General features: G+C 67.8%; 22 protein-coding genes and 3 pseudogenes. 12 read left to right on the top strand and 13 right to left on the bottom strand.

The features are described from left to right. Positions 1–449: 449 nt before the first annotated feature. On the top strand, positions 450–758 hold the full coding sequence (locus ACZ7LU_RS37745) for a DUF7677 family protein (RefSeq protein WP_398310485.1): 309 nt from the start codon (positions 450–452) through the stop codon (positions 756–758). 73 nt (positions 759–831) lie between these two features. On the opposite strand, the gene ACZ7LU_RS37750 is transcribed toward ACZ7LU_RS37745, so the two are convergent. From ACZ7LU_RS37750 to ACZ7LU_RS37765, 4 genes are all read right to left on the bottom strand, one after another. Continuing rightward, positions 832–1,719: a sulfotransferase domain-containing protein gene (locus tag ACZ7LU_RS37750; protein WP_471919356.1), complete on the bottom strand. Its 888-nt coding sequence runs from the start codon at positions 1,717–1,719 to the stop codon at positions 832–834. Continuing rightward, positions 1,716–3,224 (bottom strand): MFS transporter, encoded by a 1,509-nt coding sequence (locus ACZ7LU_RS37755; RefSeq protein ID WP_471919357.1) that lies wholly within the window; start codon positions 3,222–3,224, stop codon positions 1,716–1,718. Before ACZ7LU_RS37755 ends, ACZ7LU_RS37750 begins: the two co-directional genes overlap by 4 nt. A 69-nt stretch (positions 3,225–3,293) precedes the next feature. Further along, positions 3,294–4,079 carry a class I SAM-dependent methyltransferase gene (locus ACZ7LU_RS37760; RefSeq protein ID WP_471919358.1) on the bottom strand — a complete coding sequence of 262 codons (786 nt, stop codon included), beginning with the start codon at positions 4,077–4,079 and terminating at the stop codon, positions 3,294–3,296. A 63-nt stretch (positions 4,080–4,142) separates the two neighbouring features. Then, positions 4,143–4,700 carry an adenylyl-sulfate kinase gene (locus ACZ7LU_RS37765; RefSeq protein WP_471919359.1) on the bottom strand — a complete coding sequence of 186 codons (558 nt, stop codon included), beginning with the start codon at positions 4,698–4,700 and terminating at the stop codon, positions 4,143–4,145. 431 nt (positions 4,701–5,131) lie between these two features. Between ACZ7LU_RS37765 and ACZ7LU_RS37770 the strand changes: the two genes are divergently transcribed. The 4 genes from ACZ7LU_RS37770 to dctA all read left to right on the top strand — a co-directional run bounded on the left by ACZ7LU_RS37770 (position 5,132) and on the right by dctA (position 9,195). Continuing rightward, positions 5,132–5,515: an MmyB family transcriptional regulator gene (locus ACZ7LU_RS37770; RefSeq protein WP_471919360.1), complete on the top strand. Its 384-nt coding sequence runs from the start codon at positions 5,132–5,134 to the stop codon at positions 5,513–5,515. A 58-nt stretch (positions 5,516–5,573) separates the two neighbouring features. Continuing rightward, the gene (locus ACZ7LU_RS37775; protein WP_471919361.1) at positions 5,574–6,458 is read left to right on the top strand and encodes a LysR family transcriptional regulator; all 885 of its coding nucleotides are present in this window, start codon (positions 5,574–5,576) and stop codon (positions 6,456–6,458) included. Positions 6,459–6,552: 94 nt separating this feature from the next. Next, positions 6,553–7,611, top strand: a complete 1,059-nt coding sequence (locus tag ACZ7LU_RS37780; protein ID WP_471919362.1) for a tartrate dehydrogenase — start codon at positions 6,553–6,555, stop codon at positions 7,609–7,611. A gap of 204 nt (positions 7,612–7,815) precedes the next feature. Next, on the top strand, positions 7,816–9,195 hold the full coding sequence (gene dctA / locus ACZ7LU_RS37785) for a C4-dicarboxylate transporter DctA (protein WP_471919363.1): 1,380 nt from the start codon (positions 7,816–7,818) through the stop codon (positions 9,193–9,195). 314 nt (positions 9,196–9,509) lie between these two features. Here dctA and ACZ7LU_RS37790 read toward each other — a convergent pair. After that, positions 9,510–9,825: pseudogene (locus ACZ7LU_RS37790) on the bottom strand (four-helix bundle copper-binding protein). A gap of 60 nt (positions 9,826–9,885) precedes the next feature. Further along, positions 9,886–10,218: pseudogene (locus ACZ7LU_RS37795) on the bottom strand (ABC-three component system protein); the annotation flags it as partial. On the opposite strand from ACZ7LU_RS37795, the gene ACZ7LU_RS37800 reads away from it, so the two are divergent. After that, entirely contained in the window at positions 10,205–10,783 is a 579-nt protein-coding gene (locus ACZ7LU_RS37800) for a carboxymuconolactone decarboxylase family protein (protein WP_398310458.1), read from the top strand. The pseudogene ACZ7LU_RS37795 and the gene ACZ7LU_RS37800 overlap by 14 nt on opposite strands. After that, positions 10,780–11,652 carry an RNA polymerase sigma-70 factor gene (locus ACZ7LU_RS37805; protein WP_471919364.1) on the top strand — a complete coding sequence of 291 codons (873 nt, stop codon included), beginning with the start codon at positions 10,780–10,782 and terminating at the stop codon, positions 11,650–11,652. The genes ACZ7LU_RS37800 and ACZ7LU_RS37805 overlap by 4 nt, the downstream gene beginning before the upstream one ends. 582 nt (positions 11,653–12,234) lie before the next feature. Here the strand turns inward: ACZ7LU_RS37805 and ACZ7LU_RS37810 are convergent. Further along, entirely contained in the window at positions 12,235–12,963 is a 729-nt protein-coding gene (locus ACZ7LU_RS37810) for a TetR/AcrR family transcriptional regulator (protein ID WP_471919365.1), read from the bottom strand. Between the two features lie 126 nt (positions 12,964–13,089). Here ACZ7LU_RS37810 and ACZ7LU_RS37815 point away from each other — a divergent pair, with 126 nt between their 5' ends. Continuing rightward, the gene (locus ACZ7LU_RS37815) at positions 13,090–13,797 is read left to right on the top strand and encodes an NAD(P)-dependent oxidoreductase (protein ID WP_398310449.1); all 708 of its coding nucleotides are present in this window, start codon (positions 13,090–13,092) and stop codon (positions 13,795–13,797) included. Between the two features lie 486 nt (positions 13,798–14,283). On the opposite strand, the gene ACZ7LU_RS37820 is transcribed toward ACZ7LU_RS37815, so the two are convergent. Continuing rightward, entirely contained in the window at positions 14,284–14,859 is a 576-nt protein-coding gene (locus tag ACZ7LU_RS37820; protein WP_471919366.1) for a hypothetical protein, read from the bottom strand. A gap of 684 nt (positions 14,860–15,543) precedes the next feature. After that, positions 15,544–15,831, bottom strand: coding sequence for a hypothetical protein (locus ACZ7LU_RS37825; RefSeq protein ID WP_471919367.1), 288 nt, complete (start codon positions 15,829–15,831; stop codon positions 15,544–15,546). 70 nt (positions 15,832–15,901) lie between these two features. On the opposite strand from ACZ7LU_RS37825, the pseudogene ACZ7LU_RS37830 reads away from it, so the two are divergent. From ACZ7LU_RS37830 to ACZ7LU_RS37845, 4 genes and pseudogenes are all read left to right on the top strand, one after another. Continuing rightward, positions 15,902–16,210: pseudogene (locus ACZ7LU_RS37830) on the top strand (colicin E3/pyocin S6 family cytotoxin); the annotation flags it as partial. Between the two features lie 96 nt (positions 16,211–16,306). Then, positions 16,307–16,537, top strand: coding sequence for a DUF7683 domain-containing protein (locus ACZ7LU_RS37835; RefSeq protein WP_471919368.1), 231 nt, complete (start codon positions 16,307–16,309; stop codon positions 16,535–16,537). Positions 16,538–16,970: 433 nt separating this feature from the next. Continuing rightward, positions 16,971–17,096 (top strand): DUF6233 domain-containing protein, encoded by a 126-nt coding sequence (locus tag ACZ7LU_RS37840; protein WP_468091945.1) that lies wholly within the window; start codon positions 16,971–16,973, stop codon positions 17,094–17,096. 41 nt (positions 17,097–17,137) lie between these two features. After that, positions 17,138–17,527 (top strand): hypothetical protein, encoded by a 390-nt coding sequence (locus ACZ7LU_RS37845; RefSeq protein WP_471919369.1) that lies wholly within the window; start codon positions 17,138–17,140, stop codon positions 17,525–17,527. A gap of 74 nt (positions 17,528–17,601) precedes the next feature. Here the strand turns inward: ACZ7LU_RS37845 and ACZ7LU_RS37850 are convergent, their stop codons facing one another. The 4 genes from ACZ7LU_RS37850 to ACZ7LU_RS37865 form a co-directional block, all read right to left on the bottom strand. Continuing rightward, a complete protein-coding gene (locus tag ACZ7LU_RS37850) occupies positions 17,602–18,243 on the bottom strand; it encodes a DUF6461 domain-containing protein (RefSeq protein WP_471919370.1) in 642 nt (213 codons plus the stop codon). Positions 18,244–18,317: 74 nt separating this feature from the next. Then, entirely contained in the window at positions 18,318–18,635 is a 318-nt protein-coding gene (locus tag ACZ7LU_RS37855) for a hypothetical protein (protein WP_471919371.1), read from the bottom strand. Between the two features lie 297 nt (positions 18,636–18,932). Then, a complete protein-coding gene (locus ACZ7LU_RS37860) occupies positions 18,933–19,670 on the bottom strand; it encodes a class I SAM-dependent methyltransferase (RefSeq protein ID WP_471919372.1) in 738 nt (245 codons plus the stop codon). A gap of 539 nt (positions 19,671–20,209) precedes the next feature. Then, a complete protein-coding gene (locus ACZ7LU_RS37865; RefSeq protein WP_471919373.1) occupies positions 20,210–20,632 on the bottom strand; it encodes a peptidase inhibitor family I36 protein in 423 nt (140 codons plus the stop codon). Positions 20,633–20,653: the final 21 nt, after the last annotated feature.

A 20,653-nucleotide genomic window follows, 5' to 3' on the forward strand; every position in this document is an offset into this window, starting at 1 on the left:
TGTGCTCCCTCAGCAATCGCGCCCACCTGCGCAGACCCGGGATCAAGGCCACGATCCCGGTCCCGCGGACCGCGTGTCGAGGGCCTGCGGTGAAAGCGCCGGTACCAGCCACTCGTTGAGGACTGCGACCAGCACGGTCGCCTCGTACGCCTCGTAGCGGACCACGAACTTCTCGTACGTGGCTGCAGACCGGTGGCGCTTGAGGCGGCTGTGGGGATGCTTCTCCGGCCGCCCGGCTGGCCCCGCAGGCCAGGGTCGGCAACAGCCTCCCCCAGTTGGTTGCGGTCGTGTGGTGAGACGACGTACAGCGACCTGTTGACCGGACGCAAAGTTCCGATGGCTCCGCTGTCCTTTGATGGTGAAGTTGGATCTTCTGTCGTCCGAGTTGGACTGCCCAGCCAACCGCGAGGATGACCTGACGCATCACCGGTCTCGTAAAGGATGATCTCGTGCCACACCTTCCGACAGATGTGCGGGCTGCTCTCCGCTTCTTCGCTTTCTACCTGGGCAATGGCACATTGGATGTCGAGCTTCTTGACGGAATCGACTACCGCCGTCACTTGCTCGAGCACGGCTCAGACCTCGAGACGGTTTTTGCGATCTTCGCCAACGTTCTCGAAGTGGATGATCACGGGGAGACGCTCAACGACGGTGAAGCCCAGTACCGCGCTGCTCAGTGGGTCCGCAGACGCTGTGACCCCGCCTATCAGGTGGAGCCTCCGTTCGAAGCGTGGGAGACCGAGCTTCACGGTCCCTGACATCGAAATTCCGCCACCAGCAAGCAGAAAACCCTCGACGGAGGCACCGTCGAGGGCTCATGCAGGATCGAGGCTAGGCTGCGGTCATCTCGTAGCCAAATTGTCGGGCTACGTCGGCGATCTTTCCGGCGCCGAATTTTCGGCACAGGCTGGGCGTCATCCAGCTGTGCCATTCGTTGGGTGTGCCGCTGCGCATGATGCGGGTGTTCGTGGCGCCGGTGCCGTCTCCGGTGCCCGATCGCTGCTCTTCGTGCGCGCGCATGTTGTCGAAACTGCTCCGCTCGACCGCTCGTACGAGGTCGGAGTGTTTGACGTCCACTTCGAGGTCCTCCAGGCTCTTGCGCAGGGCCGGTACCGGGTCGGTCTTGAGGTCCTCGAAGGTCGTTACCGTGCTTCGCTGAAAACCGCCGCGCGCCTGATCCCACGCGTCGTAGAACGACGACCAGTCCTCAAGTCGGCTGACTCCGGCGGGGCCCGGCTGCTCCAGCCATTGCTCGAAGGTGCCGGGCAGGAGATCTACAGGGTCTTTTGCGAAGTTGGTGCGGAACTTGTGCCAGGAGTAGAGGGAGTCACGCGGGTCCCTGATGAGGATCCAGGCCCCGAGCAGCGGGCGTGGTGCCAGGAAATCAGGGGTGAGGTGTGTCTTCACGAAACGGGGCCACCGTGGCCTGCCCAGCTCCTGGCCGTCCCAGGTGCGGTGGTCGGTGGCTGCCAGCCTGCTGCGGTATTCGGCGTAGGCAGGCACGGGATGGCTGGTGCCGTCGGCGTTCAGGGAGTCGATGTAGGGGTCGGCGTAGTTGAGGCCGAGTTCGAGAAGAATATTACCCAAAAGCGATTGGCCGGAGCCGCCGATGCTGGCGACGGCGATGTCCTGGTGGCCGAGCTTTTCGATGTTGTCCTGGTAGAGGGCGTTGTACCGGTCCTGTATGCCGTGCAGGAGGTAGTAGATCTTGTCGCTCATCGCTTTCCTCTGTTCACGTGTACGGGAGGATGGGGCGAGGACGGTGCGTCGCTTGTGCCGGTGACCGCCGATGCCTGGCCGGAGCGGCTCGTCCCGGCTCCTGGGGAATCGCCCAGTAGCGCGACCAGAACTCCGCCGATGGCGGCGATGACCGCTGCGACGGCGAAGGCCAGTTGGTAGCCGGATGCCAGCGCCGCGGTATGACCGGTCGCTGTTGCGGAAGCGGTGCGGGCCGCAGCGGTACTGCCCAGCCCCGCGATGGCGAGGACGCCCGCGACGTACTTGGCGGTCTCGAAGACGCCGTAGCCCACACCTTTGTCGTCGGGGGAGATGTCCTTGCCCGCGGCGACATTGAAAGAGACAGCGCCGACTACGGTTCCAAGACCCAGGATGAGGAGGCTCGGGAGGATGTGCGGCAGGTAGGCGCTGTCCGGACCGGCCAGGGCGAGCAACGCCAGGGCGACTGCGCTGACGAACTGTGCGCTTGCTGCCACCAGCGTCCAGCGGTAGCGGCGAAGAAGCCGGTTGGACACGGACGAGCCGATCAGAACGACCAGCCCCAGGGGGCTGAAGGCCAGTCCCGCGGCGACGGGGCTGTAGCCGAGTGCTTGTTGGAAGAAGAGCAGCCCGATGAAGACACTGCCCTGGTAGGCGAATTCGTTGGCCGGCATGGCGAGTACCGCAGTGCGGAATGAGGGCACACGCAGGATGGCCAGACGCAGGAGGGGGTCTGCTGCTCTGCGTTCTCGGATGACGAAGCCGGTGAACGCGAGGGCGGACAGCACCAGGGAACCGAGGGTGCCGGGGGAGAGTGCGCCCGCGCTCTCGGTGTTCGTGATGGCCAGGACGAGCAGCATGAGACCGGCCATGGACAGGGCGACGCCAGGCAGGTCCAGGCCGCTGGTCTTGAAGGCCGGCGCCTCGTGGTCGAGGATTTTGGGTGCCAGCAAGGCGGCGAGGAGTGCGACCGGCACGGAGAGCAGGAAGACGTAGCGCCAGCCGAGCCCTTGCGTGACGACGCCACCGATGATGGCGCCGCCTGCGGCCCCCAGTCCGCCGGCCACCGCGACCGCGGCGAACAAGCGGTTGCGCTGGGCCGGGGAGGCTTTCGCGCTGATGATCGCGAAAGAGGTGGGGACCGCGAGTGCGGCGCCCGCGCCCTGCAGCATGCGCCCTGGCAGGAGCAGCCACAGTGCCGGGGCCAGCCCTGCCAGCAACAGGCCGGCGATGAAGAGGGCGAAGCCGGTGATGAGGACCGGACGGCGTCCGTAGCGGTCGCTCAGTCGGCCGCCCAGCAGCAGCATGCCACCAAGGGGCAGGGTGTAAGCCGTCATGACCCACTGCGTGCCGGCTTGGCTGAGGCCGAGACTGTGCTGCAGGGCGGGAAGGGCCACGGTGACCACCAGGCCGTCGAAGACGACGAGGAAGTTGGTGGTGGTGAGCAGCGCAGTGAGCAGAAGCGCCCGATGACGGCGAATCCATTCAGCAACGAGAGAGCCAGTCATGATCTACAACCTGCCCGGGCGCGAGGGGTCTGTCACGCCACCAGTTGGCGCGGTGAGACAACAGCGGATTCACGCGGTCGCGCGACGGGCTGCCCACGCGCGGGTGAGGTAGGTGGTCTCCACCGTCTCGGCGTCACCGATGCGACGCCGCGCGTAGTCGAGGAATTGTTCGAACTTCTCCTCGCCGAGCTGTACACGGACATCGTTCACCGAACGCCAGACGCCGATGTAGTGATCGACACTCTGCCGCACGTGGTGACGTCCCTCCAGGAGCATCACGTCGTCAAAGTGCGGGCTGGCCGCCAGTCGGTCGGAGAGTTCGTCCATGAGCCCCTGCCGGGCGGAGGAAACCCGCTTCATGTCCGGCTTCAGCCTCTCCAGTTCCGCTTCGATGTCGGTGAGCAGGGCGCTGGCCTGGATGTAGCGAGGATTCCACAGGGCGACGAACCACCCGCCGGGGCGCAGCAGGCGGCTGAACTCCTGTGTGCCCTTGTCGAAGTCCACCCAGTGGAAGGACGACGCCATCGTCACGAGATCCGCCGACGCGCTGGGCAGGCCGGTGTCCTCGCCGCTGCCGGCGCGCCAGGTGATGTCGAGGTGTGCGGAGTCCCTCTCCCCGGTCGCCCGCATGGTGTCGTTCGGGTCGACGGACGTCACGGACCGAAAGCCGGCTTCTGCGAGCATGCGGCTCCAGATGCCGGTTCCCGCTCCCACGTCGACGGCATCGCAGGCCCCGGCGGATCCGCCGAGCAGCCCGACCAGGGCAGAAACGACTGAGGGCGCATACCCTTCGCGGTATTTGGAGTAGTCCTCGGCCAGGCTGGTGAAGTCACCGTGCTTGAGGGTCACAGTCACGTTGATTCCTCTTCCGTCACGCAGGGCTTGAGATGCGGCTGATTGCGGGTGAAACGGTTCCGGTCAGCGGGCTGCTCCCGTCAGGCATTCATCCAGAATGCGCGAGGCCGCCGCATCCGGGTCGACGTCAGAGAAGTTTGCTATCTCCAGGTCGGGGTTCTCCGGGAATTCTGGTTCGACTCCGATGCCGACAATATCTTTGTCATCCGATTCGCTGTACACTCCCTTGCTGTCTCGCTTCTTCAGCTCTTCCAGCGGTACGTCGAGGAACACCTCGTAGTAGCGCTCGATGTTCTCCCTGTTCCACTTGTGTACGTCATGGAAAAGGGAGATGGTCGCGCAGATCACGACTTGTCCCTGGCCGGCCAGCATGCGGCTGAAGCGGGCGTACGTGTAGGCCATCCTGCGTCGGCTTTCACGGTCGAACGACCTGGTTTCCCCGATGACCTCCCGCACGATATTGCCATCCAGCAGGACTGGCCGTATGCCGTGAGAGCGGATCTGCCGAGCCAGAATTTTGGATACCGTCGTCTTGCCCGACTCCGCGAGTCCGGTAATCCAAAACACGCCGCCCTCGCGCAGGATGGCCGCCGGTGTGGAAACCTGGTCAGTTGAAGCCATGATGCCGTCCTCCGGATGCAATAACCGCGTGGGCAGGTGGGCGGATGTCACCGTTCGCGCGTTTGGCTGGCGCGGCGACCCGCTGCAACGCCTGTTCAGGAACTCCCCAATTCGCCTTTTGCGAACTCCGGTTGAACTTTAGAAATGCCCCACTCTTCGCGTCAAGAATGGCAGCGAAAGAGACAGAGGTGGCCATGCCCGGTTACCCGACTTCACACAGGCCATGTTCTCGTTTTCCGCAAAGTCCACTTCGCGTCGCTGCGGGTTGGCTCTTAAGGTAACCAACTTCGCAAGACACGCTTTTTATGTAAAAGGTAGAATTTCGGCATTTTATGGCTAGGTAAGTGCATGGGCCAAGAAGAAGGGGTGGCGTGCGTCACACCTGGCAGGGCCAAGATCACGCCACGCCGGCCCGGCGGTCGGCACGTGTCATGGTGACGCTCCATGCGCGGTCACAGCTTGGTGGGGTGCCGAACTCACCCGTGCCACCCTGCTCCACGCCTCGGCCCGACTCCGAGCCGTATCGCGCCCCGCGGCCCGCCCGTGACGAGCTCAAGCGCTTCGCACACCCGGTCGTCGGCGGCCTCGCCCTGCGCAGGCAGGCGCTCACCGTCGGCGGCGCCGAGCAACAGGTGATCATCGTGTACCAGGCGACGCCGGGAGCCCGTCGGAGGCGGCCCTGGCGCGGCTCGCGTGACGCGCCGGCCCCGGCTGCCGTTGGCCGGATCAACCGCGACGACTGCCTCGGTGGACGTCGGCCGGCCACTCGCCCGCGGTTCCGGGCCGCACCGGCCCCGCGCCGGGCGGCATGCTGATCCGGCACACTGGGCCCCACAGCGGAGCGCACCTCCCTGGCCAGTGAAGATCGAAGTCATGGATATCCGGCAGTTGGAGTACTTCCTGGCCGTCGTCGACCGCGGCGGTTTCAACCGGGCCGCTTCGGCGCTGTATGTGTCGCAGCCGTCGTTGTCACAGGCTGTCCGTGGGCTGGAGCGTGATCTGGGTACGGAGCTGTTCCACCGGATCGGACGCCGCGCGGTGCTGACGGAGGCGGGCCGGGCGCTGATCGAACCGGCCCGTGCGGCGGTACGGAGCCTGGAGGTCGCCCGGGCGAGCGTGGCGTCCGTCCACGAACTGCGGGAAGGACGCCTCGATGTGGCCTCGATGCCGTCCCAGGCCGTCGAGCCGCTGACGTCGTTGATCCGTTCCTTCGCCCGCCGCCATCCGGGCGTGACGGTGGCGGTCCGGGCCGTCTTCACGGCTCGGGACGTCGTCGGCGCGGTGCGGACAGGGGCTGCGGATCTCGGCCTGCTGGCGTCAGCCGGGAGGGTGCCGGACACGGAGGTCCGCGCGCATAGCCTGGGGGAGCAGCGGTTCGTGCTGGTGGTCCCGCCGGACGGGCCCTTCGCCGGCCGGGAAGCGGTGGCGTGCGAGGAACTGGCGGGTCAGCGGCTGATTGTGGGACAGCCCGGGACGGGGATGCGGGCATACGTCGACTCTCTGCGTGACCAGGGCATCGACTTCAGCGTGGCGGCGGAGACGGAGCACCGGGTCGCGTTGCTGCCTCTGGTGCTGGCCGGGGTCGGGCTCGCGGTCGTGACGGATTCCTGGCGGGAGATCGCCCGGCGGTCAGGGGCCGACGTGCTGGACATCGAACCCGCGACCGCGCTGAATGTTGCCCTGATCAGCCGCCGGGGTGTCCTGTCCCCGGCAGCCGCCGCCTTCTGGAGGATGGCCGTCCCCACCGGCACCGGCTGACAGACGGCGGCCACCGACTGATAGGCGGCCGCTATAAGGGAGATCCGGTTTCGGTCTTGGACGTCTGCCTGGGCACGTTGCTGGAATCGAAGGCATGACGAACCACCGCATCGCCCTCATCCCCGGTGACGGCATCGGCACCGAAGTACTGCCCCCCGCGCAGCAGGTGCTCGACACCCTCGGCCGCCGGCACGGCTTCACCCTCTCCTACATCTCCTACGACGACTGGTCGTGCGAGCGGTACCTGCGCGAGGGCGCCATGATGCCCGCCGACGGCCTCACCCGGCTCCGCGACAAGGACGCAGTCCTGCTGGGCGCGGTGGGCCACCCCGCGGTGCCCGACCACATCTCGCTGTGGGGACTGCTGATCCCGATCCGCCGCGGCTTCCGCCAGTACGTCAACCTGCGGCCCATCCGAGTCTTCGAGGGCATCGACAGCCCGGTGCGAGGGGCGCGGGCCGGCGAGGTCGACTTCGTCGTCGTCCGGGAGAACATGGAAGGCGAGTACAGCGAGGCCGGCGGGCGGCTCAACCGGGGCTTCCCGGACGAGATGGCCGTACAGGAGGCCGTGTTCACCCGGGCCGGCGTCACACGCCTGCTCGACTACGCCTTCCACCTCGCCGAGCAGCGCAAGGGCCGGCTGACCTCGGCCACCAAGTCGAACGGCATCGTGCACACCATGCCGTTCTGGGACGAACTCGTCGCCGAGCGGGCCGCCTCGTTCCCGCAGGTCGGCTGGGACCAGGAGCACATCGACGCGCTCGCGGCCAAGTTCGTCCTCGAACCGGCCCGCTTCGACGTCGTGGTCGCCTCCAACCTCTTCGGCGACATCCTCAGTGACCTCGCCGCCGCGGTGGCCGGGTCCATCGGTGTCGCCCCGGCGGCCAACCTCAACCCCGAGCGGGAGTTCCCCTCGATGTTCGAACCGGTCCACGGCTCCGCCCCCGACATCGCGGGCCAGGGCATCGCCAACCCGCTGGGCGCGATCTGGTCGGCCGCCATGATGCTCGACCACCTCGGCCACCCGGAAGCGGCCAGGGACATCACCGATGCGATGGCCGCGGTCCTGGCCAAGACCGACGTACGCACCCCGGATCTGGGCGGCACCGCCTCCACGGCCGAGTTCACCGACAAGCTCCTCGAACTCCTCTGACCCTGCGCCCTCTTGACCCTGCACCCTCTCTACGGCGGCCCGGACGACGCCGCCCCGGACGAAGCCGCCCCACACTCCGCCAGCGCCCGCGCCCCTTACGCGCCCGCGTCCCCTACGCGCCCGCGCCCGCCCACCGGCCCTCCCGACCCCTGAGGACCCTTCCGCGTCCCGGTTGTGCCCCGTTCCTCAACGAGGAGAAACGCCATGGCAGCATCCGCCCCGCCACCCGCAGCCCCCGCACCCTCCCCGGCCGAAGCGCCCAGGAAGCCGTGGTACCGGCAGCTGTACTTCTGGGTCCTGACCGCCATCGTCGCCGGTGTCCTCACCGGCTGGCTGTGGCCCTCGGCCGGTACCGCGATGGAACCCGTCGGCACCACCTTCGTCACCGCGATCAAGATGCTGATCACGCCGATCGTGTTCGTGACCATCGTGGCCGGCATCGGCGGCGTCGACAGCCTCGGCCGGGTGGGCCGGGTCGGTCTGAAGTCCCTGCTGTACTTCCAGGCCGGCACCCTCACCGCTCTGCTCATCGGCCTCGTCGCGGTCAACGTCTTCCAGCCCGGAGCCGGCGTCCACGCCCACCCCGGCGACCTCCAGCTGACAGCAGACGCCGGTCAGTACGTCAAAGACGGGGAAGACCAGTCCTGGTGGCACTTCCTGACCGACCTCGTGCCCACCAGCGCAGTCGGCGCCTTCGCCGAGGGCAACATCCTTCAGGTCCTCTTCTTCTCGGTCCTCTTCGGCATCGCCCTCAAAGCCGTCGGTCCCGTCGGCGAGCCTCTCGTCGACGGCATCCAGCGCCTGAGCGCCGTCGTCTTCAAGATCCTGCATTACGTCATGCTGGCCGCGCCCGTGGGCGCCTTCGGCGCGATGGCCTTCACCATCGGCACATACGGCTTCTCCACCCTGACCAGCCTCGGCCGGCTCATCGGGCTCTTCTACGGCACCTCGGCGTTCTTCGTGATCGTCGTCCTCGGCACGGTGACCGCCGCGCTCAGGATCAACATCTTCCGGCTGCTGCGCCACCTGCGCGAGGAGTTCGTCCTCGTCCTGGGCACCTCGTCCTCCGAGAGCGCCCTGCCCCGGCTGATGCAGAAACTCGAAGGGCTCGGCATCCGTCGCGACATCGTCGGCCTGACCGTCCCCACCGGCTACTCCTTCAACCTCGACGGCAGCTCCATCTACCTGTCCCTGGCCGCCGTCTACATCGCCCAGGCCACCGACACCCCCCTGAGCATCGGCCAGCAGCTCGGCCTGCTGGCCGTCATGATCCTCACCTCCAAGGGATCCGGCGGCATCACCGGCGCCGGCTTCATCGCCCTCGCCGCCACGCTCACCACCGTCGGCACCATTCCCACCGCCGGCATCATGCTCATCTTCGGCATCGACAAGTTCATGTCCGAATGCCGCGCCCTGACCAACCTCGCCGGCAACGCGGTCGCCACCCTCGTCGTCGCCCGCTGGGAAAACGCCCTCGACACCGCCCACGTCAACAAGGTGCTGCGCACCGGGAAACCCCAGCCCCCGCCCGCGCAGGAACAGCCAGCAGCCGCCCTGCCGGCCCAACTGCCGACGAAAGCCTGACCATCAGCCCCGACATCCCGGGCTCCTCTCGTGCCACGGCCCGGGCAGCAGACCGCCCCCAGCGGCGGCCATGTCGGTGAAGGGGCGAAGCCGCCGCCTCTGGTCAGTGCGCGCAGCCTCCACGGAGGTGGTCAGTGCCTGGACTTGGCACGCCGCCCATCGAGTGCACCGTGGCTGTAGCCACTGCCACGCCGCAGGGAAGCGCCGGCACTCGATCCCGCGCGACGAACAGCGTCGCACGCCTGCCCCAAGGACGCTCGCAGGGGCCCGTCCGGCGTGATCTCGACGTGCCCGGGTGTTCGGCACAGGGGGCATCAGTCGTTGCACGCCTGCTCACAGCGGTGGCAGGCCTCGGCGCACACGCGGCAGTGGCCGTGCTGGTCGGCGTGGCGCTCGCACTCGTCGGCGCAGACTTCACCCGCGCGATCCTTCAGGCGTACGCCACCGTCGGCAAAGTGGCGGGACGGGGTTGCGGTGCAGATGTCGGCGCAGTCGACAAGAATCCGAGCAGGCCGTACACGCCTGGGCACAGACGATGCATTCCTCGATGCAGCGGGCGAGCTTCTCGCGGTCCACACCGCCCAGGTCGACGGGGCAGGTGCCGAGTATGTCCTTGACCGCAATGGTCATCGATTCCGCCAGTGATCCGGTGTCGCTGCGGCGGTACGCCGCCGTGTACCGGTAACTGACGACACCGTCGTGGACGTTCTTCTGCAGCGATTCGAAGGTCCCCTCCGGCACACTGTCGCGGGCGAACACCCGCAGCTGCTCGGCGCAGTAGAAGGCTTCCCGCTGATGTTGCAGGTGAGGACCCGCCTTGGGATGCGCGCGCACCTGCCCCATCGCGGCGGGGTCACAGCCCCACTTCTCCTGGTAGACGTCCAGGAGCGCGGGCGTGGTTCGGCCTGTGCGCGCTGACGATCCATGCGCGGTGGCGAGGGTGGTTGTCACATTCGCGGGCCCGGCGGTGTCTTCATGAAAAAGCAGACAGACGCCCAAGGAGAACACCATGGCGCTACGCATTCCGAAGGCCGAGCTCCCCGCCGGGCTCCGCGAAAACCTGATCAAGCAGCTCGGTTCCGTGCCCGAGCCCCACGAGGTGCTGTGGAACAACCCCAAGCTCGCCGAGGCCAACCAGGAGTTCTCGGCCCAGGTGGCCACCTGGGACGCGGCTGACGCGAGCCTCAAGACGTTCGCGCACATGGCCGTCGCGGCACAGGTCGGCTGCAGCTGGTGCCTCGACATCAACTATTTCGCGGCACTGAACCAGAACCTGGACCTGGCCAAGGCGAGCCAGGTGCCGCGCTGGCGGGAGTCGGAGGTGTTCACGCCGTTGGAGCGGGAGGTGATGGAGTACGCCGAGGCCATGACGAACACGCCGACGACCGTCACCGATGAGCTGTCGGCGAGTCTGCTCGGCCGCCTCGGCCCGGCGGCGCTGGTCGAGCTCACCGTGTTCATCGGCTACGCCAACCTGGCGGCCAGGTGCAACACCGCACATGGGATCACCTCGCAGGGCTACTCCGATGCCTGCAACATCCCGCTGGCCGGGCGTCCTCAGGTGTCCGGCGTAGCGTCGACGGCATGACCGAGGATCCGTTCGTCGCCCATCGCAGCCTGCTGTTCACAGTCGCCTACGAGATGCTCGGGTCGGCGGCGGACGCGGAGGACGTACTGCAGGAGTCCTGGCTGCGGTGGGCCGGCGTCGACCGGTCGCGGGTGAGCGACGCGCGGGCGTACCTCGTCAGGACCGTCACGCGGCAGGCGCTCAACCGGCTGCGGACGTTGGCGCGCAGCCGCGAGGACTATGTCGGCGAGTGGCTGCCGGAGCCGCTGCTGACCACCCCAGATGTCGCCGAGGACGTAGAGCTCGCGGAGAGCGTCTCGATTGCGATGCTGACCGTCCTGGAAACGCTCGGGCCGACCGAGCGGGCGGTGTTCGTACTCCGCGAGGTCTTCGAGCTGCCGTACGGCGAGATCGCCGAGGCCATCGGGAAGTCCGCGGCCGCGGTACGGCAGATCGCGCGGCGAGCCCGCGGGCATGTGGCGGCCCGCCAGCCGCGGGTGCGGGTGAGCCGGGCGGAGCAGCAGGCGGTGGTGGAGCGGTTCCTGCTCGCGTTGCGTACCGGGCAGTTGCAGGAGCTCGTGGAGGTCATGGCGCCGGACGTGGTCCTGATCGCCGATGGTGGCGGACTTGCGGCCGCCGCTCTGGTTCCGATCCACGGGGTCGAGCTCGTGGCGCAGGTGCTCGCGCGCACGAACCGGGCGGAAGCGGCCCCGCTCGCGACGACGGCCGTGTGGCTCAACGGAGCACCTGCGGGCCGGATCGAGATCGACGGCGAGCCGGCCACGGCGGTGAGTCTCGTCGTGGAGAACGGGCAGATCACCCGGGTCTACTTGGTGAGAAACCCGCGGAAACTGACGAGACTCGACGAACCGGTTGAACTCGCCAGGTAAGCCAACTGCGGCTCTGGCGTGGTGAGTGTTCCGGGTGAATCCGCCCGGAACACTCACCATCACAAGCCGGGCCAGAACCCGACTGCCACCTGAGACGCGTGAGACCCCGCCGGGCCAGGTGAGACCGGATGCACAAGTCCTGACGGGCCAGATCATCTGAGATGCCAGCCGAGTCGGCCCAGATCACTTGAGGCAGGGAGCCGTTCGCCGGAGACGGGACAGCCTGTCCCGTCTCAAATGATCTGTCCCCGGCCAAGACCTGTGACCTGCAGCGACCAGATCAGTTGAGACGTGCGGATGCTGGGAATCCCGGTTGATCTGGTCCGGCGCGAGTGGATGCCGGATGTTGTCTCAGCTGTCCTGGTCCGGCTCCGCCGTTTCGAACCGCCGCCCTGCTTGGCAGCGGCTCGGAAGTCCACTGCTCTCCGAACGCTTCGCGAAGGCCTTTTGCGGCTGCCGCCCGCTCGCCCCGGCGAGCGAAGCGGTTGTCCAGGTCATGCACGCGAGCGACGAACCGGTCCATCATCGCGTCGAAGGACAAGAACAAAATCTTGCATGCGCCGTGCTGTACCCAAGGGCACTTCAGCTGCGCAGCGGGATGTCCAACGATCGCACGAGCTGGGTCACTTCCTCCCGGAAGAGCTTGTCCGGGCTGGCCGTCTGGGTGCGCAGATGGCCGTAGACCTCCAGTGACACCAGGCCGTGCAGGCGCCCCCAGATGCGCAGGGCGAGCGCGACGGCGGCGGGCGGCAGGCCGGGGAAGTCCGCGCGAACCTTGTCGACGAGCCCGGCGTCGAAGTCGGACCACTCGAACTCGCTGCTTTCATGGAGGTGTTCGGCGTACGGCCAGGCCGCTGCCGCGAGCGCGGTGAGCCCGGCGCAGACCCGGTGGGCAGCCTCCGGGGCAGCGCCTCCGTGGGGGGTGTTGTAGCCGGGAACGGGGTCGCCGTAGATGAGCCGGAAGCCCTCGGGGTTGGCCAGGGCCCAGTTCCGGAAGGCGCCGGCCCAGCCTTGGATCCGGGTGGCCGGGCTATCGGCGGAGGCGCTCTCCCACGCGGTGTCCACAGCGTCGGCCAGCTCGGTGTACACGTCGCCGATAAGTACGGTGACCAGGTCGTCGCGGGTGGCGAAGTAGCCGTAGATGGCGTTGGCCGTCATGCCCATCTCGCGGGCGATGGCCCGCAGGGTGATGGCTTCGGGTCCGCCCGAGGACATCAACTCCATTGCCACGTCCTTGATTTCGGCCGTCGTCTCGGCCCGGAGCCGCTCGCGCCGCCCCGTGTTTCCCGCCCTGCTCGCCGTATCTGCCACCCGGGCACTCTACAGCGTTACCCGAATTGATGGCCGTATAGAAACTTCACGGCGTATAGTCGCTGCACGGGCGCAACCAATCCGGTTGACCGCGCCCTCGTGCCGCATGCGAGTAGGGGGAGAACCATGCACATCGGAGTCGTCGGAGCCACGGGGACCATCGGCAGCCGGGTCGTTGCCGAGGCCCTGGAACGGGGGCATCACGTCAGGGCGTTCAGTCGCGACGCGTCGCGGCCACGGGCCGACGAGAAGCGGGAGAACATCACCTGGGCGAGCGTCGATGTCCTGGACGCAGCGAGTATCACGGCCGTGCTGCCCGGCCTCGACGTGCTTATCAGCGCCTACCAGCCCGGCAACGCCGCCAAGGACTTCGAGGACACCGTCCGGCGCTCGATCGGCGACCCCACGACCCACTCCACCGTGGCGCACGCCCTGACGAAGGCGCTGGAGAGCCACCCGCGGACCCGGCTGATCGTGATCGGCGGCGCCGGCAGCCTGGAGGTCGAGCCCGGGCTGGCGCTCGCCGACTCGGACGAGCGCATGCACGAGATCCTCGACCAGCTCGGGCTGCCCCGCGCCTACGCGGCAGCGGCGCGCGGCGCCCGTGACGGCTTCGACGTCCTGCGTACCTCGAACCGGCTGTGGACCTACTTCAGCCCCGCCATGGAGATCGCCCCCGGCGAGCGCACCGGCCGCTTCCGCATCGGCGGCGACCAGGCGGTCCGCGACGCGGAGGGGCGCAGCCGCATCTCGGCGGAGGATGCGGCGGTCGCCCTGATCGACGAGGCGGAGCTGCCGCAGTTCGTGCAGCGGCGCTTCACGATCGGATATTGAAGAGACGTGTTGCTCCAAGGCCCCGGCCCGCCACAGCGGCGGCCGGGGCCTTCGTCCAGGCCCTACCGCAGTGCCGGTTCCCGTCGGTGCTGCGGTGCTGTCCGCCTTCGGGCAGGTCGAGTCATCGAGTGAGAGGGCGAAGCGGCCTGGCGACAGGTGACTTCATCCGTGCACGGATGAGAGCCACAGTGGTACGCCCACACCGCGTCTCACAAGTTGGCGAGCCAGGCTACCTGAGACCGCCAGCGGATTGGACCAGTTCCCTTGAGACGGGGGCCAGTTCCTCGGAGACGGGACACAGCTCGCGCCCGGGCACCCCGAGGGAGGATCCTGTCCCGTCTCACTGAACCTTGACCGATCTCAGGGAACATTGACTGGCATGGGCATGGGCATGGGCAGGGGCGGCGAGAGGCCACCAACGTCCGCATCGATCTTTTCTGCCTGGCGCTCGGTTGCCATCGACCGCCTGGCGGCCTCCCGAGCCGCCTACTCCTTTGGATGGAGCACCCTGCGCCGTCCAGTACTGGGGTCCAGCAGGAACGAATCACGCAGCAATTCCTCGTCCGGCCGTGGCGGCTCCTGCCACCCGGCAGGCGTGAAGACGATCACGTACTCCTCCAGCCCTTCGTGGAGGACTTCGTCCCTGTCAAGGCTCTCCATGAACCGCTGGTCGGCATCCTCCCGGCCCTTGGCGTACACCCGAACCGTGTGGGTGCGCGAGGTCGGCACATTCAGATGGACGGCTGGATTGGAGGGCCCGGTGGTGCACCCCCAGAGCTCCATCCGCCCGCCGTACACCGGCCGGTACTCCACTGTGTCCAGCAGCGCCCAGCCCTCCCCGAGCTCCGGGAGGCTCTCGTCCGGTCCGGTGCTGATCAGTGCCACCGGCGCGTAGTGGGACTGCACGCAGCTGCACACCGTCAACTGACCGGGGGTAAGCAGTACCGGACGGCCGCCGGCGAAGCCGGGTTCCTCGGCGAGGCTCTCGAAGCCGTGCTCCAACCGCTCGGTGACGTAGAAGTGGCTGTAATCGATGTCGATGATCCCGTCGTGTCGCTCCACGGTTCCTCCTCGCCGCAGGAGACAAGTCACTGGACAGCATCCACCGCCACGCATTCACCTGCGGCGGTGGACGCATCTTCTCCTCCCGCTGTTGACCTGCGGCCGGGGGCCGCCCGGCGAAGCTGGCCAGTCCTCGCGAAAGAGACGGGCAGGCGCTGGCGATGAGGCCGAGGGTGGATTCGATGGATTCGATGGAGTCGCGCTGGGGGGGGCGATGTGACGTACCCACTTGTCGTTCGGGTGTGCGGCGGCGTGCGGGGTGATCCGCAGGCACCACAACTCCAGCTCCACTGCAGCCGCACCGGCCGAGCCTGGTCGAGCGGTTGTTCGACGGCTTGGAGCTCCTGGACGGGCATGGTCTCGTGCTCGTGCTCGCGCTGGCGTGTGGCGGCGAGCGGTGAAGAGCCGGACGAGGCAGCCATGTTGGGCGGTGTGGGCCGCAAGCGCTGAGCCGAGGGGCTTCAGACGCCGTAGTGCACGAACGACACCCAGGTGCTCGGGGCGGCGGTCCCGTTCGCGGAGTAGGGCCCGGTGCAGGGCGTGTGCTCTGTTCGACGGCGTCGAGCTCGACGGACCTGCACGGCCCTGGCGGTTTCGGTCCCGCCGACCTGGTCCGGCGAACGCAAGGAACCGGTGCAGGAACCGGCGCCACTTCGACGACGTGGTGTGGCGTCGGTGTGCTCGCTACTGCGTGGCTCCTCGGCTGGCGCAATCAGCGCGGCGCATACGTCTCATGCGATACGAATGCGCCCAGGCGTGCCGGGGCAGTTCGTGGACCTTGTCCCAGGTCGCCTCGCTGCCCACCAGGCTGGTGCGCTGCCTGGAGGGGAGCAGCGTGGCGAGACTGGCCGGCGTTCGCCTGGTCGCCGGGAGTTCGCTGGCGGCGGGCGCGACGAGCAGATGACGCCGGATGAGGCGCCGGTCGAGGTCCGAGGCGCGCCGCACCGTACGGGCCCGCGTCAGCGCACTCACCGTAGGGGTGTAGGAGGACGGCACACGGTCGTCGGCAGCGGGGCCTTGGGCATCGCCTCACTGGAGTCGGCTGTCTCGCCGGAGCCCCGGCCATAGCGGTCAGCACCACGCTGTTGGCCGGCGGCGCGTTTACGTCCGCCGACGGCATCGGCCGCATCGACGAGGGCCTCAGAGCGGCACTGCGGGACGCCCAGAGCAAGGGGGCGTCACCAGGAAGACAGACCCCGGCTCGGTACGTGCACCGAATGACCTCCCCGCATTCCCGGGAGCGAGCAAAGCCAAGCCCAAGACACTCGTCCAGGGAGGCGGCGGTCTTCGCAAGCGATGGAAGGACCCGAAGGGCAACATTTATGAATGGGACTCCCAGCATGGCACTGTCGAGAAGTACAACAAGCGAGGCAAACATCTCGGCGAGTACGACCCCACCACGGGTGCCCGAGACGAAGTCCGCGGACAAGCCACGAGAGGTAACCCCGTGAAGATTTTGATCACCCTCTACAGGAAGGACTCCGACTCTCCTGAGCGGGAGTTGGATGTCTCGGGGATTGGCCTGGAGACTGCAGCCGACGTGGTGGGCATCCCGGCCGATCGTCTCGTCGACGTGTACCCCCTTGAGGAGAGCCAGGCGGCCGCACTCGGCCGGCTTGCCGAGGTGAGTCTCGGCCTGGATTCCTACGAGTACTTCCTGGAGGCCGTCGAGGGCTGACCTGCGGTGCGGTCCCGCCGGAACAGCTCTCGGCGGGACCGCGCGCGGATGTCGGAGACATGCGATCAAGCAGGGAGCAGGAAGCAGGAAGCGCAGAAGGACCCGGTCACGGGGGCGGGGGCACAACATCCCGTTGAAGTACGTACCTCGGATGCTGCCGTCTGGGACGTGGCCGTGGCGGAGACACTGACGGCGTAGATCAGGGTGACGCAGCCGCGAGAGCTCGCCGTGGCAGCTGTACCCCGCGGACCCCGAACTGCACGTGCATCACCCCGGGCGGCGACGGGGTGGGACGAGGGGATGCGGGGTGTGGGGCTCGCTATGTGGAGTCTTCTTATCTGCGGTTTTTGTGTTCTGGCAGGAGTGCCCGCGTGCCTGAGGGCCCTATCCCTCACAGAAAGATCGACCAGACCTCTGGTCGGCCGACTGCGGCATGGCGCCCGCCCCGCCGAAGAGTCACAGCGCCACACGCGAGCAGGCATGGCGCGCTCTCACTGTCGACCGGGTGGACGCCTGCCCGCACTGCCGGCCCGGCACCGAGCTCGGCGTGCTGGAGTAGAGGGCTGACGCGACCAGCATGCTGCTACGTAACATCCGTGGATGTTCTTGAAGAGCGTGGTCTCGGTGAGTTTCTTCGTCGGCACGGTGGGCCTGGCGTGGGCGATATCCGGCTTCATGGATGCGCCCCCATGTTCAAAGGGGCGAGGATGTCCCGCTGCCCCAAACGCGGGCACACACATGCTGATGCTGTTCATCAGCGTCATCGTTCTCACCCCTGGCTTCGCGCTCGTTGTGCGCTGGCTGGACTGGAGGCCGCTGATGGGACTGCCCGTTGGAGGCGTTATCGGTGCGGCCGTGGCTTTGAGCAGCGGCCAGAGTCTCGGGTACTGGATCGTGGCTGCGGCGGTCCTGCTGGGGGCCGGCGGAATCGCGACGGGGCTGTCCGTTGCCATCCGGTCTATCGAGGCGCTTCCGCAACCCACCGACTGAGGGCCGTGGCGTGCTCGACGTGCTGCCGAATCAACCCCTCTATGGTGCGGTGGGCAAGATCCTGATGGTCTGTGCTACCAGGAGGTCGGGGGAGAGGTGCGGGTGGTGACGACAGGCAGGCGTCCGCTCACGATGGTCTGCTGGGGCAGGGACAGTCCGAAGTGTTCGCCAATGACCGTAAGCACCCGGCGTTGTTGTTCGTGTGACGACATTTCCTCCTCCATGCCGAGCAGGTCGTCGACGGAGTCCTGTGGCGGGATGACTCCGTCCGTCTCAAGGGCTGAGCGCAGCAGGTCGGGCTGGGCTCCGGCAGGGTCGTAGCCTGCGCCCAGCTCGAAGTGCAGCTGCACCTCGCCGTTGGCGTGGTAGCTGAAGAAGGCGGGCGGGTCGTCCGGGCGTGGATCGAAGATGAGGATCTCGGCGCCGTGGGAGACAGCCGGGTCCAGGGCCCACCCCTCGCTGCCTCCGCTTTCCACGATGAACGCCCAGTCGCCGGCTTGGCCGATGAGCCCCGCGCAGTAGACCTGGGCCAAGTCGACCATGGCGGATGCTTCGTGGAGGGTGGCGGCGGGTTTGACCTCCACCGGCTGGTGATCGGCGAGGCGCTCGGCCAGAGCCTGCGGGCTGAGTCCGCGGGCGCAGGTGATGTACAGGTCACCGGCATTCATGCTGGTGGCGCGCCATGCATCGGCGATCCAGGCGAGGCTGTCAGGCATAGCCACTTCCTTGTCTTCGGGCGGGGCTGGTGGGGCGCAGCGGCTGCCACTGCGCCCCACCAGCGTCCCGAAACTTACGGCTTGGGAACCGTGCAGGTCACGGTCAGCCGGGATGCGTCGCAGTGTGCGAACTGGGGGAAGTCCGCCCGGTAGGGGTCTTGGTTCAGCAGGCGGTACTTGGCCGAGAAGCCCTTGCTCCAGGCGCCGCCCATCGAGGTCGAGTTGATCCAGCCGGACATGGCCGAGCGGCCGCACTTCTCCTTCCAGGTCGGGGCTGCGGTGCGGACGTCGTCGTACAGGCGCCATTCACCCTGCTTGACCCGGGTGGCATGGGTCTGCACGCAGTCATTGCCGGTGTCGACCTCGTTCAAGCCGACCATGTTCTTGGGCATGCCGCCGGAGTTGTAGGTGGAGGCGTAGGCGAACTCGTCGCAGGAGACCTTGTCGGTGAAGCTGATCTCGGTGACCTTGGGACGGCCGCGGCGCCCTCGCCGAAGTCGTCCTCCGCGAAAGCGAACGGCCGCCTGCCCGCCCCGCTCAAGGGATCCGCCCGCTGCGCCCAGAATCGCGCCCGCCTCGTGCAGGCCCTCTACACCCGGCTGGACCGCCTCACCGAACCCTCCCCGGCCGCCACGTAGTTCGCGGGGAGGAGGGAGGGGGACGCTTGGGGAACTTTGCGTCTTGCGGTCTCATGCCTTCAGAGCGATGAGGCGATACAGAGGGTCCGGACGCGGTACATCCTGGTCCGGTAGCTCGGAGAGCCGCCGACTGACCTCCGCAGCCTGATCCGGGTCGGCACGCGTGCACCACGGGATGCGGCCTGCGCCGATCACCTCGCGCCACCTGCGCGGGCTGCGGCCCTGACCCGTACCTGGGAACACGGCCTCGCCGACCAGCCTCAACCCGTGCTCGGCCGTCCAGTCGAGCACCCGGGCGACGTGATCAGGCACACGAGGCGCGTACTGGCGTCGCAGCTCCGCTGTGATCTGGGCTATGTCACTGTCCTCGACGAAGTACGCATCATCCTTGTCGACGGTAGTGATCAGCACACCGCCGGGCCGCAGCACCCTGGCCGCCTCAGCCAGCACCGCGGCAGGGTCCGACAGCAGATGCAGCAGCCAGACCATCACCACGGCATCCACACGGTCCGACGCGACAGGAAGCTGCCTGGCATCGCCGCATGCCGTGGCTCCCGGCACTCGCTGGGCGGCCAGGCCAAGCATCCCGGGTGAGCGGTCGACCCCCAGCACCGTGCGCTCCGGCCGCAGCAGTCTCCGGGTGACGATGCCCGTGCCGCACGCGATGTCCAGGAGCGTGCAGGGGCCTTGAGGCAGCAACTGTCCCAAGGCGTCCGCCACCGCCTTCGCCCGCGGTTCGCCGCCTCGGGAAGCGTCATAGCTCCGGGCCTCGCCGTCGTAGTCGATCACCTGTCATCCCGTCCGTGCACCACACGGCGCACCATTCGCGAGCATGTCCAGGACATCGTTTGAGGCCAGACCGCGAAGAATAAGCTCTGGGCCTCGCCGCGGTGGAGAGGCACGTCGACCGCCAGGCGCCCGCGGCGGTGGTGGCCGAGGAGGCGCGGCAGCGTGCCGCGCTGTCGGCCTTTGTGTCTGGGGGGCACGGGTCGAGGGCTCGCCGCGCACCAGACCGTCGTGCCTTCGCCCCGTGTCGAACCGTCGATCGGGGAAGGGGCGGAGCGCAGACCGATGCGATGCGGGGAACTGCGGGGCGGGCGCGGCGTAATGCTCCCTGTGTGCCCGCTTGCCGTTCGCGCTGTCACGACGCGACGGATTCTGCCAGGACGCAGCGCAAAGGGAGGTTGACCAGACCAGCCAGGGCCGGGAGGGGACGGCGGGCGGTCCACCCGCTGCCCTCTCCCTCCCCTCCGTGGCGTCCCTCCTCTCTTCTCCCCTCCCTCCCTCACCTCGACAGTGCAGGGCACGCGCGCCCGCGCGTCGGGCTGTCAGCAGTCCGCGAAGACGGAGCTCATCACGTCGTTGTGCCCGGACGCGAGGTTGCCCTGGAACCAGCCGGGGACAGTGCCCAGGTACCCCTCGTAGCCACTGTGCTTGTAGATGTGGATACGGGTGGGCGTCCGGTTCCAGGCCGAGCTCGCCCGGTCCTCGAACCAGGAGGGCACCTCGTGATGGCCGCAGCTGGGCACCACCCAGAGCCAGCCGCCGCCATTGGAGTTCTGGAAGAAGCACGAGCCGCTGCCGCACTCCGACCAGGCCCGGGCGCCATAATCCTTGCCGCTGACCCAGTACAGGCCCTCCACGCCCGGCATCTTGGTGACGCTGCTCTCCTCGGCGCTCGCCGCCGTCGGTGCGGCGAGCGCGAAGGCCGCCGCCACCGCCGCGACGGTCGCCGCCATTCTCTTGCGCATGTCCCCTCCTGAAGCCACTGG

This window comes from Streptomyces sp. NPDC039462, from assembly GCF_055639375.1.

What these genes read in the sequence shown, in the direction of transcription:
- ACZ7LU_RS37780 (WP_471919362.1), top strand. Translation starts at nt 6,553, where the DNA reads ATGACGAACCACCGCATCGCCCTCATCCCCGGTGACGGCATCGGCACC.
- ACZ7LU_RS37850 (WP_471919370.1), bottom strand. Translation starts at nt 18,243, where the DNA reads ATGCCTGACAGCCTCGCCTGGATCGCCGATGCATGGCGCGCCACCAGC.
- ACZ7LU_RS37755 (WP_471919357.1), bottom strand. Translation starts at nt 3,224, where the DNA reads ATGACTGGCTCTCTCGTTGCTGAATGGATTCGCCGTCATCGGGCGCTT.
- dctA (WP_471919363.1), top strand. Translation starts at nt 7,816, where the DNA reads ATGGCAGCATCCGCCCCGCCACCCGCAGCCCCCGCACCCTCCCCGGCC.
- ACZ7LU_RS37775 (WP_471919361.1), top strand. Translation starts at nt 5,574, where the DNA reads ATGGATATCCGGCAGTTGGAGTACTTCCTGGCCGTCGTCGACCGCGGC.
- ACZ7LU_RS37840 (WP_468091945.1), top strand. Translation starts at nt 16,971, where the DNA reads ATGGCGCCCGCCCCGCCGAAGAGTCACAGCGCCACACGCGAGCAGGCA.
- ACZ7LU_RS37750 (WP_471919356.1), bottom strand. Translation starts at nt 1,719, where the DNA reads ATGAGCGACAAGATCTACTACCTCCTGCACGGCATACAGGACCGGTAC.
- ACZ7LU_RS37865 (WP_471919373.1), bottom strand. Translation starts at nt 20,632, where the DNA reads ATGCGCAAGAGAATGGCGGCGACCGTCGCGGCGGTGGCGGCGGCCTTC.
- ACZ7LU_RS37855 (WP_471919371.1), bottom strand. Translation starts at nt 18,635, where the DNA reads ATGCCCAAGAACATGGTCGGCTTGAACGAGGTCGACACCGGCAATGAC.
- ACZ7LU_RS37800 (WP_398310458.1), top strand. Translation starts at nt 10,205, where the DNA reads ATGGCGCTACGCATTCCGAAGGCCGAGCTCCCCGCCGGGCTCCGCGAA.
- ACZ7LU_RS37765 (WP_471919359.1), bottom strand. Translation starts at nt 4,700, where the DNA reads ATGGCTTCAACTGACCAGGTTTCCACACCGGCGGCCATCCTGCGCGAG.
- ACZ7LU_RS37770 (WP_471919360.1), top strand. Translation starts at nt 5,132, where the DNA reads ATGGTGACGCTCCATGCGCGGTCACAGCTTGGTGGGGTGCCGAACTCA.
- ACZ7LU_RS37815 (WP_398310449.1), top strand. Translation starts at nt 13,090, where the DNA reads ATGCACATCGGAGTCGTCGGAGCCACGGGGACCATCGGCAGCCGGGTC.
- ACZ7LU_RS37805 (WP_471919364.1), top strand. Translation starts at nt 10,780, where the DNA reads ATGACCGAGGATCCGTTCGTCGCCCATCGCAGCCTGCTGTTCACAGTC.
- ACZ7LU_RS37845 (WP_471919369.1), top strand. Translation starts at nt 17,138, where the DNA reads ATGTTCTTGAAGAGCGTGGTCTCGGTGAGTTTCTTCGTCGGCACGGTG.